The sequence below is a fragment of the Paraburkholderia sp. SG-MS1 genome (assembly GCF_012275575.1).
GTDB lineage: Bacteria > Pseudomonadota > Gammaproteobacteria > Burkholderiales > Burkholderiaceae > Paraburkholderia.
This window is the reverse complement of record NZ_NPIH01000130.1, coordinates 1-14,666: the sequence shown is the minus strand read 5'-3', so window position 1 is coordinate 14,666 and position 14,666 is coordinate 1. Positions and strand designations below refer to the sequence as shown.

The window sequence follows — 14,666 nt, the reverse complement described above, 5'->3', positions numbered from 1 at the left end:
GTCATGCTCAACGACATCGCCGTAGTTTTTCGATCACCCGCCGCCACGCGGCTGTGCGCGCCATTAGCCGCGCTGCGCACCGGCACCCTCGCCCATGCTTGACGAAGCCCGGATCACACGCAAGCTGGCCGCTCGCGGCATCATGCCCGACGCTCGCCAGCGCGACGCGATGGCGGCGCTCGTCTCGTTAGCCGGCACTCAGCGAGCACCGCACGCGAAGCCCGGCGGTGCATCCGCGCGACAAGGCGTCTATTGCTACGGACTGCCAGGACGCGGCAAGAGTCTGGTCGTCGATACGGCGTTCGAGTTGGCGAACTGCCGCAAGCGGCGACTGCATTTTCACGAATTTTTGCGTGAGATGAACCGGCGGCTCGTCAGCGAACCGCGCGGCGACGACCGCCTCGGTTCGGTATCGCGGCAATGGCTCGACGGCGTCGAGTTGCTGTGTTTCGATGAATTCCACGTGCACGATATCGCCGACGCGTTCCTGATGGGCCGCTTTCTCGATACCGCGATCGCCCAGGGCACACGCATCGTGCTCACTTCAAACTACGCACCGGACGCGTTGTTGCCCGACCCCGAGTTTCACGAGCGTTTCCTGCCGACCATCGCACAGATCGAACGCTGCTTCACGGTGATTCATTTCGACGGCGCGCGCGACTACCGCTTCGGTGGAGAAGAGGCCGAGGTGCCGCGTTTTTTCGCGCCGCTCGACACGACCAGCCAGCACGCGCTGCGCCGCATTTTCACGCACTACGAAGGCAACCGAACTGCCAAGCCGGTCACGCTGAGCGCGGCGGGCCGGCCACTCGCGGCACGCGCGGCGGGCGCGGCGCTGCTGTGGGCGGACTTCGATACGCTGTGCGTGGCGAGCCGCTCGCACCTCGACTACCTGGACCTCGCCGAACAATGGCGCGGCCTGATTCTCGACAATCTGCACACCTCGCGGCTCACGCAAGCGCACACGCTGCAGCGGCTCGTCTGGCTAATCGACATCTTCTACGACCGCAAACGCGCGCTGTTCGTCGCGTCCGATCAGCCGCTCGCGGCGGCGCTCAGCGGACTCGAAGGCGCGCATGATCTGTCGCGCACGCTGAGCCGGCTCGCGCAAATGCAGTCGCGCGCGTATCACAGCACGCTCGACGCGGGCGATCACGCCGCGGCCGACGACGCGATCAGTTCGTGATGCGAAGACACGAAATCAGGCTGCTTCGCACCTAATACACCCGTTGCGCTCTCAAATCCCGCTTCACCGCGCGCGCCATCCGAAGAGCATTCGTGCAAATCTTGCACACCGGCGGCAACGCCTGCGCGGCGCCTCATCTGCCGTATGAGAGCGCGAATCGCCTGTTCATCGGCTCGAACGGAAAGACGGCGCCGCGCGCCGCTCACGCGGGAATGCGATCTGCTACCGCCGTTGCGGGCTCATTCTTCAGCGGATTGCGGTCCGCCTTTCTCGCCGCCATGATCAGATCAGCTTCCGTCGCCGTTGCGTTGTGCGCCGCGTGCCTCAGTTCCGCATGCGTGCACATCGGACCCTCCCGGCTCAAGGCCGACCAGGTCGACTACGCACGCGCGCTCGGCGATGCGAAAAAACGCACGATACTGGCGGCCGTGATCGGCCTGCGTTACGGCGACGCGCCGGCCTTTCTGACTGTGAGCAACATCATCGCCGCCTATACGTTCGACACCACCGGCGGCGCCACCGCCAACGCCGGTTCCGGCAGTATGCCGAACTATGCGCTTGCGACCGGCAGTGTGTCCTATTCGAACCACCCAACCTTCACCTTCACGCCGACTACCGGCGAAGCGTTCGCGTCCGCGTACATCCGGCCGCTCGCGCCGGCGCTGGTGCTGCCGCTCGCCGAAGGCGGCATTCCGATCGATTTGCTGTTGCGCATCACCGCCCAGTCGGTGGGCGGGCTGCAGAACGGCAATGCGCTCGGCGGCGAGAACAGTGCGGGCGCGCCGGGCTTCTTCGAATTGCTGCAGGCCCTGCGGCGTTTGCAACTGGCGGGCGAACTGAACGTCGAGTCGCGTCAGGCGGAAGGCAAGGACGGCAAGAGTGGCCCGATGGGTGTGTTCCTGGTGATGGGCGCGACCACCAGCGGCGAGTCGTCGCAAACCGCCGCGGACGTGGCGCGCGTGCGCAAGCTGCTGCGGCTGTCGTCGAATACGCGCACCTATCAGATCGTGTATGGGCCTTCGTCGACCTCGCAAAAGGGCGACCGCATTCCGATGGTGACGCGCTCGGTGCTCGGCATCCTGACCGATCTCGGCGCGCAGGTGCAGGTGCCGCTCGAACGCATCAGCGACGGCTCGACCAAGCCGACCGTCGGGCTGATCGGCGGCGAGACCCGGCCGACGATCATCATCCACTCCGGCAAGAACGCGCCCGACAATGCGTATGTGACGATCGCCTATGGATCGTCGATGTATTGGGTCGAGCGCAACGACTTCGACTCGAAATATGCGTTCACCGTCGTCCAGAATCTGATGGCGCTGGCGGAAGCCGATACGAGCAGCAAAGCGCCGGTGGTGACGATTCCGGCGAATTGACGGGGTGCTGGATGCACAGCGGGTCGTGGAGCTGAGCGCGCGATAGGACAAGTTCGGCTGCGGGCGGCGCCAGAATAAAGACCCGGCGGTTCGCTGGTCGCACACCGCCGGTTCTTCTCACCGCCCATCCCGCTTCATGCACCCGCTCGCACGTTACGCGGAACCGCGCTTCGACTGAACCCGCGCAATCTGCTGCTTCGCCGCCTCGTACACCTTCTCCGGCGTAAAGCCGAACTTGTTCTTCAGGTCGGCAAGCGGCGCGGAGGCGCCGAACGTATGCATCACCACCTGCGCGCCGAGCCGGCCCGCATAGCGATCCCAGCCGAGCGTGGCCGCCTGTTCGACGGCCACCCGCGCGTCTACGTCGGCGGGCAGCACCGACTCCTGATACGCCTCGTCCTGACGCTCGAACACATCCCACGACGGCATCGACACCACGCGCGCCGCGATACCCTCGCCAGTGAGCTTCTCGTACGCGTCGACGCACAGCGACAGTTCGCTGCCTGTCGCCATCAGGATCACCTGCGGCTTCTGCCCTGCCGGCGCATCGGCGAGTATGTAGGCGCCCTTGCGCACGCCGCTTGCGGCGGCATAGCGGCTGCGGTCGAGCGTCGGCAGCGGCTGACGCGATACGACGATGCACGCGGGCCGCTTCGGATCGGACAGCGCCACGCGCCATGCTTCGGCCACCTCGTTCGCATCGCCCGGACGCAACACGGTCAGCCCCGGCACACCGCGCAGCGATGCCAGTTGTTCGATCGGCTGATGCGTCGGACCGTCTTCGCCGACGCCGATCGAATCATGCGTGAATACATAAATGGCCGGCACCTCCATGATCGCCGAGAGCCGGATCGGCGGCTTCATGTAGTCGCTGAAAATCAGAAAGGTCGAGCCGTATGGCCGCAGGTTCGACAACGCGAGCCCGTTCACCACCGCGCCCATCCCGTGTTCGCGAATGCCGAAATGCAGATTGCGGCCGCCGTAGTTATCGGCTTCGAAACTGCCCGCCCCTTCGAATTTCAGATTGGTTTTGGTGGACGGCGAGAGATCGGCCGCGCCGCCGATCATCCACGGAATGCGCGCGGCAATCACGTTGAGCACCTTGCCCGACGATTCGCGTGAGGCGATACCTTTTGGGTCCGCGTCGAAAGCCGGGATGTCGCTGTCCCAACCCGCCGGCAATTCATGTGCTTCCATCTGCGCGAATTCGCGCGCGAGGTCCGGATACTTTTTCCTGTACGCGTCGTACCGCGCCTGCCATTCGGCCCGCGCCGCCTTGCCGCGCGCACCGATGCCCGCGGCGAAACGTTCGTGCACGCTGTCGGGCACGTAAAAGAATTTGTCCTCGGGCCAGCCGTAGGCTTTCTTCGCGAGTGCGACTTCCTCGACGCCGAGCGCCTCGCCGTGCGCAGCCGAGGTGTCCTGCTTGTTCGGCGCGCCCCAGCCGATGATGCTGTGGACCACGATCAGCGTTGGCCTGTCGGTGATGCGCTTCGCTTCGACGAAGGCCGCTTCGAGCGCGGCGGCGTCGTTCGCGTCGTCCACATGCAGGGTGTGCCAGTGGTAGCCGCGAAAGCGGCTTTCCACGTCGTCGCTATACGCGAGGTCGGTGTGACCTTCGATCGTCACGCGGTTGCTGTCGTAAATCCAGATCAGGTTCGACAGTTTCAGATGACCGGCCAGCGACGCCGCTTCATGCGAGATGCCTTCCATCATGTCGCCATCGCCGCACAGCGCATAGACACGGTAGTCGAATAGCGGCGCATCCGGCTGGTTGAAATGGCTCTCGTGCCAGCGCGCGGCCATCGCCATGCCGACGCTGTTGCCGAGCCCCTGGCCGAGCGGACCGGTGGTGGTTTCGACGCCGGTCGTCATCCGGAACTCGGGATGGCCCGGCGTCCTGCTGTCGATCTGGCGGAAATGCTCGATGTCGTCGAGCGAAACGGCGGGCGCGCCAGTCGGCCTGCCGTCGTGGTCCACGGCCTTGACGCTCGCCAGATGCAGCAGCGAATACAGCAGCATCGACGCATGTCCGACCGACAGCACGAAGCGGTCGCGATTCGGCCACAGCGGCTCATCCGGGTCATAGCGCAAATGGTTCTGCCACAGATGATAGGCAACGGGGGCCAGTGCCATCGGCGTGCCGGGATGTCCGGAATTGGCCTTCTGCACAGCGTCCATCGACAGCGTGCGGATCGTGTTGATGCACAGCTGGTCGAGGGCGGGATCGTTTTGCATGGAACACTCCTTGTTCGGCGGTTAGGAAGAAGGCCGCGACGCACTGACCGAGCATGCCGGCGAACCGTGGGGATGGAACAGGATGACGCATGAGGAACCGCAGCGAGGCCTACCGATGATGCACCGATGTACGCAACTCTGCACGGGGCTTTACATGCGGATTCGTGTATGCGGTTGCGCGGGCGGCGGCGGATCTTTCAGGGGGCTTGCGCGGGCGGCTCGTTTAGCGCGCGTGTTGTCGACCGCATACGCGCTTTGCCTCGCGGCGCAGGCGCAGCAAAACGCGTACTGAAAGCGTACGCGCGCAGCCCTTCGCATCGGCATCGAACCTCAAGCCGCATGCAGCCAGTGTTCGACGAGCGGTCCCTGCTTGCCGTCGATCGGATCAAGCGGCGGGAATGGCAATGCTTCCATCGTCCGGCGTTCTTCCGGTGACAGCGCTTCGCGACGAATGTCCCACTGCTGCCCGTCCGGATAACCGGCCACCACCTGAAAATGCCGCTCGAACGATTGCAGACAATGGCCGGTGCCAGCCGGCAGCAATAGCGCGTCGCCCGCCGATATCGTCACCACTCTGCCGCCCGGCCCGCCGACGATCACCTGCGCGGAACCACCGCATACGCCAAGGACTTCATGCGCGGTCGCGTGGAAATGGTGGTAATCGAAAATGCCGTCGCGCCATTGCGGCGGCCAGTCGTTACGCTCGAACAGCATTTCGAACGCATCGGCCAGATTGCCGCTGTCCGGCGCCAAGGCGCGGCGGTAAACCACGACCGGCAGCTTGGAGTTGTTCGGCACCCAATCGTGCGGCTCGAGCATGAACACTTCGTACCGGGTCTGAGCCTTATCGAATCCGTGTTTCGAATCATTGAACATGTTGGCTCCTGTGCTTGATGAGACGTGCGGCGCCGAGGGCGAGGGTCGCGTGTGGGGCTGGAGGATGAGGCTGTCGCCGAGGGGTCTCGTCGTGGCCGTGGTGGAACCTCGCGGACGGGATGGGCATGCCTCGCGGCCCGCGGCAGCGTCAGTGCATCCTGACGTGATGATCGAGCATAAAGCGCGCCTGCCCGGCGCGAGCGGCTTCGCGCGGACTGACGTGCATCGCCATACACGTGCCGGGCGCGTGCTTTACGCACCACGCTGCTGGTTCGCTTAGTGCGCGTCACGCATCGCGCATCACGCAAGGTATCGCTGGATGTATTGGTTGCGACGAAGCGCTACGCCCTCAGTGGACGCTCAACCGCCGCCGATTCCTTGCAGCACCTTGCCCGTGCCGCCGCAAACGGCGCAACGGCTACCCTCCACCTTGCCCGTGCCGTGGCACGCTGCGCAAAGATCTTCGCCGACTCCGGGCGCGTCCGGCGGCCCCTCGTCGCCGGGATTGGTTGCTTCGTTATCTGCTTGCATACGGTTCTCCTCGTTTCGGTTTCCACATTCACTGCGGTATGAACGCGAGCGACGTGCGCGCCGCGTCAGCCTTTACGCTGCGATTCGCGGCCGCCACCGCCCGGAGGTTCCGCATGCGCCCCCGTGCCGAGCGGCACTTCGGCGGTTTGCGCCGGCCGTTCGCTCGACCGAGGCGGATGGGTTTGCTCGTCCACGCCGGTTTGTTCCACCGGCTCGATACCGAGCGGACTTGGCTCGACATAGTGCGTGCCGCTTGGCTTGTTGCGCGCCTTCGTTTCCGGCGACATAGTCGATGCATCGTGGCTTTCGGCGGGTTTGGTGTCCGGCATGGCGCTCTCCTTGATTGGCGGCATAGGTTTCATGCAGCAACATCCGGTCCCTCCGTGCGGCAGACCGCATTGAGCGCCCAGGACAGGGCGCCGGCCGCGCGAGCGACGCCCGGTGGGCACAGCCGTTGCGGCGCGAACGCTGCAGGTCTGAGCCCGTTTTTTGTAAAAAGGAGAACGTCATGACAATCACGACAATTCGTGTGTCCGATACGGAAGTGCAGGTCGAGCGCACGCGATACACCTTTGCGCAAAAGAGCGACGCGGACGCGTTCCAGCGCTGCCTCGTCGATACGTCGATCGATAGCTGCTATCGCTCGCACCCGCCGTTGTCGGCCGAACCCACGGTGCCCGACGAGCATCCGGACGACCCGGGGCGCGGCAGCACGATTTCGCCGTCGCTCGGCGGCATGCCTTGAGGCGCGGGCGCGAGCGGGATGCGCTCAGCCGCACAGCCTCGATGGGTCTGCCCTTTCCCTACCGGCGGCGCCAGGAAAGCAGCTGCGGTCGCTCCGTCCCTCACTTTTCCGGCGACGCACGATCTGCCGCCACTATCTCGCGCCCATAGTCGATCGCGGCCCGCCGCGCCTCGTCGGCGGTCGCGTAGGGGCCAATCTCCGGGGCACCGTCGAAGGGAAACAGAAGTTTCCTGTCCGCTTTTCTGACTACCTTCAGTCCACCTACGTAACGGCCGTCGCCGGTTCCGTGATAGCTCGCAAAAATCTCGAAGTCATCGTCAGCGACGTCGGCCTTGTGTCGCGCCATGGCTTGTCCTCGTTCCTGCACGTCAGTGCGCCAGATGGGTCGTGTGCAATGCGCCCCCCGGTGTATTGAGCGGCGCGTGTGCCGGAGCCGAGCAATAGCCGTTCCACGCGACGCGATCCCGCGCCTGGCATGGCGTCATCGGAGGAGGCATGAGGATTGCGCGCGTGAGCGTCAGATGATTGACCTGGGGAACAACGCGATGAATTTATTGAGTACGCCGATTCGTCTTCGTGACGCCCTTCACATGGGCGTCATGCGGGGGCTGCGCATGCATACGCCGATGCCGCCCGAGATCGAGCCCGACTCACCGGCGCCGCCCGCCACTGATCCCGATCCGGAGCCCGACGATCCGGCGAGCGATCCGTCTCACGAGCCGGAAGGCGATCCGCCGGTGAAGCCGCCGCCGGTGCGATCTGCCGGTCGAGGGTTCAGTGAAACGCGCAAGCGCCCATCCAACCGCCGCGCGAGTTGACGATGTGATACCGACAGGGCGGCATTCGATGTAGGGGACAGCGTGTCGAAAACGTTGTTCGCTTGGCCGGGGAACCACCGTGCATTGCCGCTGACAGCCGCACGCCCAGGCGCACATTCACCTTTTACAACCGCGCGCCTCGTGGTCCCCTTGTGCCATGTCGCCCGCCTCACCCGCAGCGCCGCCCAACCGGCAGCGATGCGCTGAGAACGCGCGTTGACCCGCATCAGAACTGATGCATCATCCCGACATAAGCACCGGTTTGCGACTCGCCGACGAGCGGATTCGTGTTGCTGGTCGAATCGCGCGGCGCGGCTTCGAGCGAGAAATTCGAATTGCTGCCGTTACGCACATACCCGACCGTGCCGTACAGGAAGGTCCGCTTCGACAGGTTGTAGGTGGTGCCGAGCACATACATCATCGCGTGCCCGGACGGATCGTGCGCGACGTCGCCTCCACCATCGCCGACCTTGATGTAATAGCCACCCGCCGTCACCGCCCAGCGCGATTGCGCGTTGTAGGTAGCGCCCAGCCAGTAGTGATCCGCGGTGTCGGCGACGCCGGCCGGCGAATCCGGCGCAGAGTAATGCGTATAGGCGGCCTGAATCTTCATCGCGTCGAAATGCACGTTTGCGCCGACGAAATATTCACGCGACGCCTGGAAGATATTGCTGAAGTGGCCGTTGCTGTCGCGCAGTTCGTCGTAGATGCCGCGCACGTCGAAGAGCGGCGAGTGATACGTGAGCATGATGCCGTCCGAGCGGCCGAATTCGCCCGGCGCGCCGCTGTTGAACGCACCCGGCTGATTGCCGAGCGAATATTGCCCCTGCACGTCGAAGCCCCAGAACACCGGGCTTTTATATTCGATGTTGTTGCTGGTCTGCTGCCAGTTGCGTCCGCGCACGAGCGAGGCCGACGAAAACGCCTGCTGCACGAACGGATCGAATTCCCACACCCCGTCACTGTCGATGAACAGATTGCGCCCTGCCTGCAGCGTGCCCCACTGCTCGCTTTTCAAGCCGACGAACGCACGCCGCGACCACAACCGCCCGCCACTGGTCGTGCCGTCCATCACCTGCAAACCGGTTTCGAGGTTGAAGATCGCATTGAGCCCGCCGCCCAGATCTTCATTGCCTTTCAGGCCCAGCATACTGGTGCCCCAGTTGCCGCCTTCCGCGCGCCAGCGGCTCGCACTGCCGCCCGCACCATCGTTGATGTGATTCAGGTATTCGACGCCGCCGTCGAGGCGGCCGTATAACGACACGCTGGTTTGACCATATGCCAGCGGGCTGACCAGCGCCAGGGCGGTCACTAATCGGGTGGAAAGTGTCATTGTTTTGCCGTGGTTTTTTCTGTCGCGATAGGGGCTAAAGCGGTGGCAAAGCGGACTGCGGGTGAATCAAACCTACATGGTGCGGGACGCACCTTCTCCGTGAGAACCGCGAACGGGCATGCCTGAAACATCGTCGTCATTTCGCTGCGCGCGCATCACCGTTCGTTCCAGTGTCTCCGTCTGTCCGGACAACCACTGCATGCCGCGGATTTACACGAAATCCGCGCCCGCGATGTTGTCAAACTACACACGCCGCGCGTCGGAACTATAGGGGATACGCGCGAGGCAGCCTATCCGTTTGACGCAATAAATATTTGCGAGCCGCAGCCGTGACATGCGAAGCCGAAAGCACCTCGCACGCCGTTCACGATACTTCACAGGAGATCGAAAGCCGCCCAAGATAAGATAGTCGGTCATTCGGTTTGAGCCAAATCGAAATGCAATTCCATTTATCGACTATTCCTCTATGCCATGGACGACGCGCCCGACCTGACTCAATACGACAACGAGGACGAACACCTCGGCCTCTATCAACGCGCGACGGAAACCGGCGCGCAATGGTGGCGCGTCAGCTTGGCCGACCGGCCCGAAACCTATCGCCTCGAACATGGTTCCTACGCTGCGGGCGCCGCGGGCACGGTCGATATCGATCTGGTAGTCGACGCGGAGAATCTGCGCGCGAAGTTGAAGAAATGGCGTCGTGAAGGCTTCGTGATCGACGCGGACAATACCGCGAACGATTGCGCCGCGAATGCGCGCATCGCCTTCATGCCGGAGTTGCAGCGGGTCGCGGCGCTGATGTCCGCGGCGAAGCAAAGGCCGCGCGAAGGCACCGGCGAGACCGTGCGTATTGCCGAGGTCGAGGTGCCGTGCGGCGTCGGCGGTGCGCTGGTGCCGCCGGTCAATCCCGCGTATCTGTTCGCGGCGCGCTTTAACGACATCGTCGAAGACATCGCGGAGAATCGCCGCGTGATGCTGATCGGCCACACCGGCGCGGGCAAAACCAGTCTGCTCGAACAGATCGCGGCACGCTCGCACCACGGCGTGTTGCGCTCGAACATGAACGGGCAGACCACGGTCGGCGATTTCGTCGGCTTCTGGACCGTCAAGGGCGGCGAGACCTTGTGGGTCGACGGCGTGCTGCCCACGGCGATGCGCGAAGGCCTGTGGCTGATCGTCGACGAAATCGATTTTGCCGAGCCCTCGATTCTTGCCGCCCTCACCGCCGTGCTCGAACCGCACGGCCGACTCGTGCTGAAGGAGAAAGGCAACGAGATCGTCGCGCCGCATCCGTCGTTCCGGCTCTTCGCGACGGCGAACGCAGTCGGAGCGATGAGTCAGTTCCGTCATCTGTATCAGGGCGCGAATCTGATGAACGAGGCGTTTCTCGATCGCTGGCGTGTGTACCTGCTCAACTATCTGACGCCCGCCGAAGAAGCCGACGTGCTGATGCGAACGCTAGCGCCGAATATGACGCGCGCACTCGCCACGACGCTCGCCGCGATCGCCGCCGACTGCCGCGCGGCGTTCGCCCGCGAGGACCTGTCGAGCGCGTTCTCGACGCGCCGCCTGCTCGACTGGGCCGAGCTGATGCTGCGCACCGGCGACCCCGAACGCGCCGCCGCGCCGGCGATCTACGCGAAGGTGAGCCCGGAAGACGCCGCGTTGATTCGCGGCATCGTTCGCCACCACATCGCGCCGGCCGGCTGAGCGGGAGCGCACACATGAATGCGAGAACGCACCTGTTACACGCAGCACGCGACACGCGCGGCTTCGCGTTCGAATCGACGCTTGGCAAGGTGGCGCGCGTGCTCACCGGGCAATATGGCGTGACGGTCGTGTTCAGCCCCGATGGGCCGCGCGTCGAACCCGGCCGCATCGTGATTCCAGACTATGAACTGAACGGCGGCGTCGAACGCGACGTGCTGATCGGCTATCTGGATCTGCTGGTGGCGCGCGCGAAGCATGCGTCGCTGGCGCAACTCGACGCATTGCCCGCGGGCGTCGTGTCGAGTCTCGCTCAGGTGATCGAAGACCGTCGCGTGTGCGGCCAACTGCTCGACGAATATCCTGGCGCGCACTGGTTCATCGGCAAACTGCGCGCGCATGCCGCCGAGCGGGTCGCGCAACGGTGGCCGACACTGCATTGGCGTGAGCGGCTCGTGTGGCTGATCGAGCGCGCACTGTGGGACGAGCCGCCGAGCCGCGCTGAAGCGAGCCATTCGCTGCTAGCTGCGCTGCATGCCGCGCAGGACCTGCTGCAGCAGGCGCGTGCGAGCGGCTCGACCGCGCGGAGCATTGCGACGGCGCAAGCCCTGGTGGCACGCGTGCGCGCCTTGTCGGCGGGCGACATCAACAGCATGATGTTCACCGCCGATCCAGCCGGGGACATCGAGACGGAATCGGCAGAGGCCGAGGCCGTGTCCTCATCCTTCGACGACGACACCGCCGCGCCCGATCACGGCAACGCGGCCGCGCCGCCCGCCGGGCGAAACGGTGGTGCGCAGGCCGACGACGCGCCCGGCATGGGGCACTTGCTCGCCGACGCGCAACAGCCGTCCAGCGACGCCGACGGCGCAGCGGGCACGGCGGCCTCGCACGCCTCGCCAGCCACGCTGTCGATTCCGCTCGCCAGCGAATTCGACGTGATCACCGACCTCACGGGCCAAGGCGACAGCGCCGCGTGGCGCGCGCTGCGCGCGCAAGCCCGCGCCGACACCGCACCGCTGAAGGAGAAGCTCGAACGCGCGCTGAGCGCCGACGAACGCATCCGCTGGCGCCGCGAGCAGGAGCGCGGCGAAATCGACCGCACCGCGCTGGCCAGACTCGCGACCTCGCCTGGCTACCGCACGCCGTTTCGCACGCAACGTGCGGCCAAGGGGCGCGACGTCGCGGTGACGCTGCTGATCGACCGCAGCGGTTCGATGGCCGGGCGCAAGATCGAACTCGCGCGCCTGTGCGCGAGCGCGCTGTGCGACGCACTCACGCAGCTTTCGTTCGATTGCGAAGTGCTCGGCTATTGCTCACTCGAATCCGCGCCGATGCGCGAGCTCTACGAACGCCAGCTTGCTGCCGGCACGGATCTGCGGCGCTATAACCGCTTCGTCGAGCGGCTCGATCTGACGGTGTACAAACGTTTTGGTGCGACGGATCTGAACGGCATCACCGCGCTCGACTGCGGTCACGAAAACCCCGACGGCGAAGCGCTCGCGTGGGCCGCGACGCGGCTCGCCGATCATCGGGCCGCGCGGCGCATCCTGATGGTGTTTTCCGACGGCTATCCATCGACCGGCGACGGCGACCCGCAGGTATTGCGCCGCGATCTGCGCGAACGTGTGGCGGCGATCGGCAAGCGCGGCATCGAACTGGTAGGCGTCGGCGTGCTGACCGACGCGGTCGAGGACTTCTATCCGCGCAACGTGGTGGTGAGCCGTCTCGCCGAATTGCCATCGATCGTGTTCTCGGTGTTGAGCTCGATGCTGCTGACGCGCTGAGCCGCGCGCCCTCACGGCGCCGCCTCAAAACGCGTTCAACGGAATCTTCAGATAGCGCACGCCGTTGTCTTCCGGCTCCGGCAACGCGCCCGCGCGAATGTTGACCTGGATCGCCGGCAGGATCAGCGTCGGCATGCCGAGCGTGCGATCGCGCGCGGTGCGCATCGCAACGAATTCGGCCGCGCTCACCGCGTCGTTCAAATGGATGTTGTCGCGGCGCTGCTCGGCCACGGTGGTCTGCCAGCGCGGCTCGCGCGACGGCGGCGGGTAATCGTGGCAAATGCACAGCCGCGTGTCCGGCGGCAAGGTCAGCAGCTTGCGCACGGACTCGTACAGCGCGTGCGCATCGCCACCCGGAAAATCGCAGCGCGCCGAGCCGAGGTCCGGCATGAATAGCGTATCGCCGACGAACACCGCATCGCCGATCCGGTACGCCATGTCAGCGGGCGTATGGCCCGGCACATGCAGCGCCTCGCCGCTCAATTCGCCGATGCTAAAGCGCTCGCCGGCGCAGAACAGATGATCGAACTGACGGCCGTCGGTCGGCAGATCCTCGCCGAGATTGAAGATGTCCTTGAACACGCCCTGCACGATGCGAATACTCGCGCCGATCGCGATCCGGCCGCCCAGCGTCTCCTTCAGATAAGGTGCCGCCGAGAGATGATCGGCGTGCGCATGCGTTTCCAGCAGCCACACCACGCGCAAGCCATGCTCCCGCACGAACGCGACGACGCGCTCGGCACAAGCCGTCGATGTGCGGCCGGACTTCGGATCATAGTCGAGCACCGGATCGATCACCGCGCAGGCCGAACCGTCGCCCGCGTGGACCACGTACGTGAAGGTGCCGGTGGTGACATCGTAGAACGCTTCTATTTGGGGTGTCATGGTCGTCTCCAGGTCGGTCCGCAATCCTGCATCAGAGATGCCGGCGCTGCGAGACGATACAACGCACGCGCTCCTCGTTGCGGGCCATCGGCTCCCTCAGGTACCGCTGTTCGTATGTTGGTGAACGCCATCCCCGCTACGCCGCTCAGGCCAGTTGCGGCTTGAACGGATAGTGCTCGATCTCGCCGCCGCGCGCGACCACCGCCGTGCTCTCCGGAATCTCCTGCCACCAGCCGGGCAAGTCCGCGAGCGGCTCGGACAACACCAGAAACGCATCCTCGCCGGCCGCCTTGATGCGCGGATCGTCGGGATACAAATCCAGCAGGTGACGAAACGACGCGCTGTGAAAGAGCGAACGCGATTGCCCTTCGCTCGAATAGCGCACGGCGACGATCTGTTCACCGTCGGTCGCGCATACGGTCATGTTCAGCGGCTCGTCGACGCCGTGCTTGCGGCCGGTCGCCTCGACGAACGCGACCATCCGTTCGAGCGCGGTGACGGGCGCCAGCTCCAGGCCGAAGCTCAGCGCGAGAAAGAACAGCACTTCGGAATCGGTCGAGCCTTCGATGGACGGGAACAGGTCCGCGTCGATCGCGACCATCAGATCGCGGCGCACCGCCGGATAGTTGCGCACGAGGCCGTTGTGCGCGAACAGCCAGCGGCCATGACGGAACGGATGACAGTTGGTTTCCTGCGACGGCGTATCGGTCGCGGCGCGGATGTGCGCGACGAACATCGGCGCCCGAATCGCCCGGGCGGCTTCGCGCAGATTTCGGTCGCTCCACGCGGGTTGGATGCAGCGGTAGCGAAACGGGATGTCGGTCGGATGCCCATACCAGCCGATTCCGAAGCCGTCGCCATTGGTGGTGGTGTGGCCGAGCCGGGAATGCAGGCTCTGGTCGATGAGCGAATGTTTGGCGTTGAACAGCACCGTTTCGAGTTGAAGCGGGTTGCCGGTATAAGCGAGCCAGCGACACATGAATGCTCTCCTTTGTCGACCAGAGTTAGCGCTTTAGCGCTTACTCTGGTCCCATGCAAGCCATTGCGGTCGACCAGAGTTAGCGCTTTAGCGCTTACTCTGGTCCCATGCAAGCCATTGCGATCGACCAGAGTTAGCGCTTCAGCGCTTACTCTGGTCCCATGCAAGCCATTGCGATCGACCAGAGTTAGCGCTTCAGCGCCTACTC

Annotated in this window: 14 protein-coding genes; 6 read left to right on the top strand and 8 right to left on the bottom strand. The window is 64.8% G+C overall.

Going from position 1 to position 14,666, the window contains the following annotated elements:
* The first annotated feature begins 94 nt into the window (after window positions 1-94).
* Together zapE and CIC12_RS09955 are read left to right on the top strand one after the other, a co-directional pair.
* On the top strand, window positions 95-1,186 hold the full coding sequence (zapE, locus tag CIC12_RS09960; protein ID WP_168663957.1) for a cell division protein ZapE: 1,092 nt from the start codon (window positions 95-97) through the stop codon (window positions 1,184-1,186).
* A 278-nt stretch (window positions 1,187-1,464) separates the two neighbouring features.
* Complete coding sequence (locus CIC12_RS09955; RefSeq protein ID WP_168663967.1) at window positions 1,465-2,559, top strand: hypothetical protein; 1,095 nt, start codon at window positions 1,465-1,467, stop codon at window positions 2,557-2,559.
* 153 nt (window positions 2,560-2,712) lie between these two features.
* Here CIC12_RS09955 and tkt read toward each other — a convergent pair whose 3' ends face one another.
* The 4 genes from tkt to CIC12_RS09935 all read right to left on the bottom strand — a co-directional run bounded on the left by tkt (window position 2,713) and on the right by CIC12_RS09935 (window position 6,533).
* A complete protein-coding gene (gene tkt / locus CIC12_RS09950) occupies window positions 2,713-4,797 on the bottom strand; it encodes a transketolase (RefSeq protein ID WP_168663956.1) in 2,085 nt (694 codons plus the stop codon).
* 330 nt (window positions 4,798-5,127) lie between these two features.
* Window positions 5,128-5,673 carry a cupin gene (locus CIC12_RS09945; protein ID WP_168663955.1) on the bottom strand — a complete coding sequence of 182 codons (546 nt, stop codon included), beginning with the start codon at window positions 5,671-5,673 and terminating at the stop codon, window positions 5,128-5,130.
* Window positions 5,674-6,033: 360 nt separating this feature from the next.
* Window positions 6,034-6,204: a hypothetical protein gene (locus CIC12_RS09940; protein ID WP_168663954.1), complete on the bottom strand. Its 171-nt coding sequence runs from the start codon at window positions 6,202-6,204 to the stop codon at window positions 6,034-6,036.
* A 65-nt stretch (window positions 6,205-6,269) separates the two neighbouring features.
* Window positions 6,270-6,533: a hypothetical protein gene (locus tag CIC12_RS09935; RefSeq protein WP_174771992.1), complete on the bottom strand. Its 264-nt coding sequence runs from the start codon at window positions 6,531-6,533 to the stop codon at window positions 6,270-6,272.
* A 179-nt stretch (window positions 6,534-6,712) separates the two neighbouring features.
* On the opposite strand from CIC12_RS09935, the gene CIC12_RS09930 reads away from it, so the two are divergent.
* Window positions 6,713-6,949 (top strand): hypothetical protein, encoded by a 237-nt coding sequence (locus CIC12_RS09930; protein WP_168663952.1) that lies wholly within the window; start codon window positions 6,713-6,715, stop codon window positions 6,947-6,949.
* Window positions 6,950-7,049: 100 nt separating this feature from the next.
* Here the strand turns inward: CIC12_RS09930 and CIC12_RS09925 are convergent, their stop codons facing one another.
* The gene (locus CIC12_RS09925) at window positions 7,050-7,295 is read right to left on the bottom strand and encodes a DUF6723 family protein (protein ID WP_168663951.1); all 246 of its coding nucleotides are present in this window, start codon (window positions 7,293-7,295) and stop codon (window positions 7,050-7,052) included.
* A 175-nt stretch (window positions 7,296-7,470) separates the two neighbouring features.
* Here CIC12_RS09925 and CIC12_RS09920 point away from each other — a divergent pair, with 175 nt between their 5' ends.
* Window positions 7,471-7,767, top strand: a complete 297-nt coding sequence (locus tag CIC12_RS09920) for a hypothetical protein (protein WP_238812498.1) — start codon at window positions 7,471-7,473, stop codon at window positions 7,765-7,767.
* A gap of 226 nt (window positions 7,768-7,993) precedes the next feature.
* Here the strand turns inward: CIC12_RS09920 and CIC12_RS09915 are convergent, their stop codons facing one another.
* Window positions 7,994-9,100 carry a porin gene (locus CIC12_RS09915; RefSeq protein ID WP_168663950.1) on the bottom strand — a complete coding sequence of 369 codons (1,107 nt, stop codon included), beginning with the start codon at window positions 9,098-9,100 and terminating at the stop codon, window positions 7,994-7,996.
* Between the two features lie 471 nt (window positions 9,101-9,571).
* On the opposite strand from CIC12_RS09915, the gene CIC12_RS09910 reads away from it, so the two are divergent.
* Both CIC12_RS09910 and CIC12_RS09905 read left to right on the top strand, forming a co-directional pair.
* Window positions 9,572-10,810, top strand: coding sequence for an AAA family ATPase (locus tag CIC12_RS09910; protein WP_168663949.1), 1,239 nt, complete (start codon window positions 9,572-9,574; stop codon window positions 10,808-10,810).
* A gap of 14 nt (window positions 10,811-10,824) precedes the next feature.
* Window positions 10,825-12,594: a cobaltochelatase CobT-related protein gene (locus CIC12_RS09905; protein ID WP_168663948.1), complete on the top strand. Its 1,770-nt coding sequence runs from the start codon at window positions 10,825-10,827 to the stop codon at window positions 12,592-12,594.
* A gap of 24 nt (window positions 12,595-12,618) precedes the next feature.
* On the opposite strand, the gene CIC12_RS09900 is transcribed toward CIC12_RS09905, so the two are convergent.
* Both CIC12_RS09900 and CIC12_RS09895 read right to left on the bottom strand, forming a co-directional pair.
* Entirely contained in the window at window positions 12,619-13,479 is an 861-nt protein-coding gene (locus CIC12_RS09900; RefSeq protein WP_168663947.1) for an MBL fold metallo-hydrolase, read from the bottom strand.
* Between the two features lie 145 nt (window positions 13,480-13,624).
* Complete coding sequence (locus tag CIC12_RS09895) at window positions 13,625-14,458, bottom strand: class II glutamine amidotransferase (RefSeq protein WP_168663946.1); 834 nt, start codon at window positions 14,456-14,458, stop codon at window positions 13,625-13,627.
* Window positions 14,459-14,666 lie beyond the last annotated feature (208 nt).

Excerpts from the sequence above, each read along its gene's own strand:
- zapE (WP_168663957.1), top strand. The coding sequence starts at position 95 with ATGCTTGACGAAGCCCGGATCACACGCAAGCTGGCCGCTCGCGGCATC.
- CIC12_RS09955 (WP_168663967.1), top strand. The coding sequence starts at position 1,465 with ATGATCAGATCAGCTTCCGTCGCCGTTGCGTTGTGCGCCGCGTGCCTC.
- tkt (WP_168663956.1), bottom strand. The coding sequence starts at position 4,797 with ATGCAAAACGATCCCGCCCTCGACCAGCTGTGCATCAACACGATCCGC.
- CIC12_RS09945 (WP_168663955.1), bottom strand. The coding sequence starts at position 5,673 with ATGTTCAATGATTCGAAACACGGATTCGATAAGGCTCAGACCCGGTAC.
- CIC12_RS09940 (WP_168663954.1), bottom strand. The coding sequence starts at position 6,204 with ATGCAAGCAGATAACGAAGCAACCAATCCCGGCGACGAGGGGCCGCCG.
- CIC12_RS09935 (WP_174771992.1), bottom strand. The coding sequence starts at position 6,533 with ATGCCGGACACCAAACCCGCCGAAAGCCACGATGCATCGACTATGTCG.
- CIC12_RS09930 (WP_168663952.1), top strand. The coding sequence starts at position 6,713 with ATGACAATCACGACAATTCGTGTGTCCGATACGGAAGTGCAGGTCGAG.
- CIC12_RS09925 (WP_168663951.1), bottom strand. The coding sequence starts at position 7,295 with ATGGCGCGACACAAGGCCGACGTCGCTGACGATGACTTCGAGATTTTT.
- CIC12_RS09920 (WP_238812498.1), top strand. The coding sequence starts at position 7,471 with ATGATTGACCTGGGGAACAACGCGATGAATTTATTGAGTACGCCGATT.
- CIC12_RS09915 (WP_168663950.1), bottom strand. The coding sequence starts at position 9,100 with ATGACACTTTCCACCCGATTAGTGACCGCCCTGGCGCTGGTCAGCCCG.
- CIC12_RS09910 (WP_168663949.1), top strand. The coding sequence starts at position 9,572 with ATGGACGACGCGCCCGACCTGACTCAATACGACAACGAGGACGAACAC.
- CIC12_RS09905 (WP_168663948.1), top strand. The coding sequence starts at position 10,825 with ATGAATGCGAGAACGCACCTGTTACACGCAGCACGCGACACGCGCGGC.
- CIC12_RS09900 (WP_168663947.1), bottom strand. The coding sequence starts at position 13,479 with ATGACACCCCAAATAGAAGCGTTCTACGATGTCACCACCGGCACCTTC.
- CIC12_RS09895 (WP_168663946.1), bottom strand. The coding sequence starts at position 14,458 with ATGTGTCGCTGGCTCGCTTATACCGGCAACCCGCTTCAACTCGAAACG.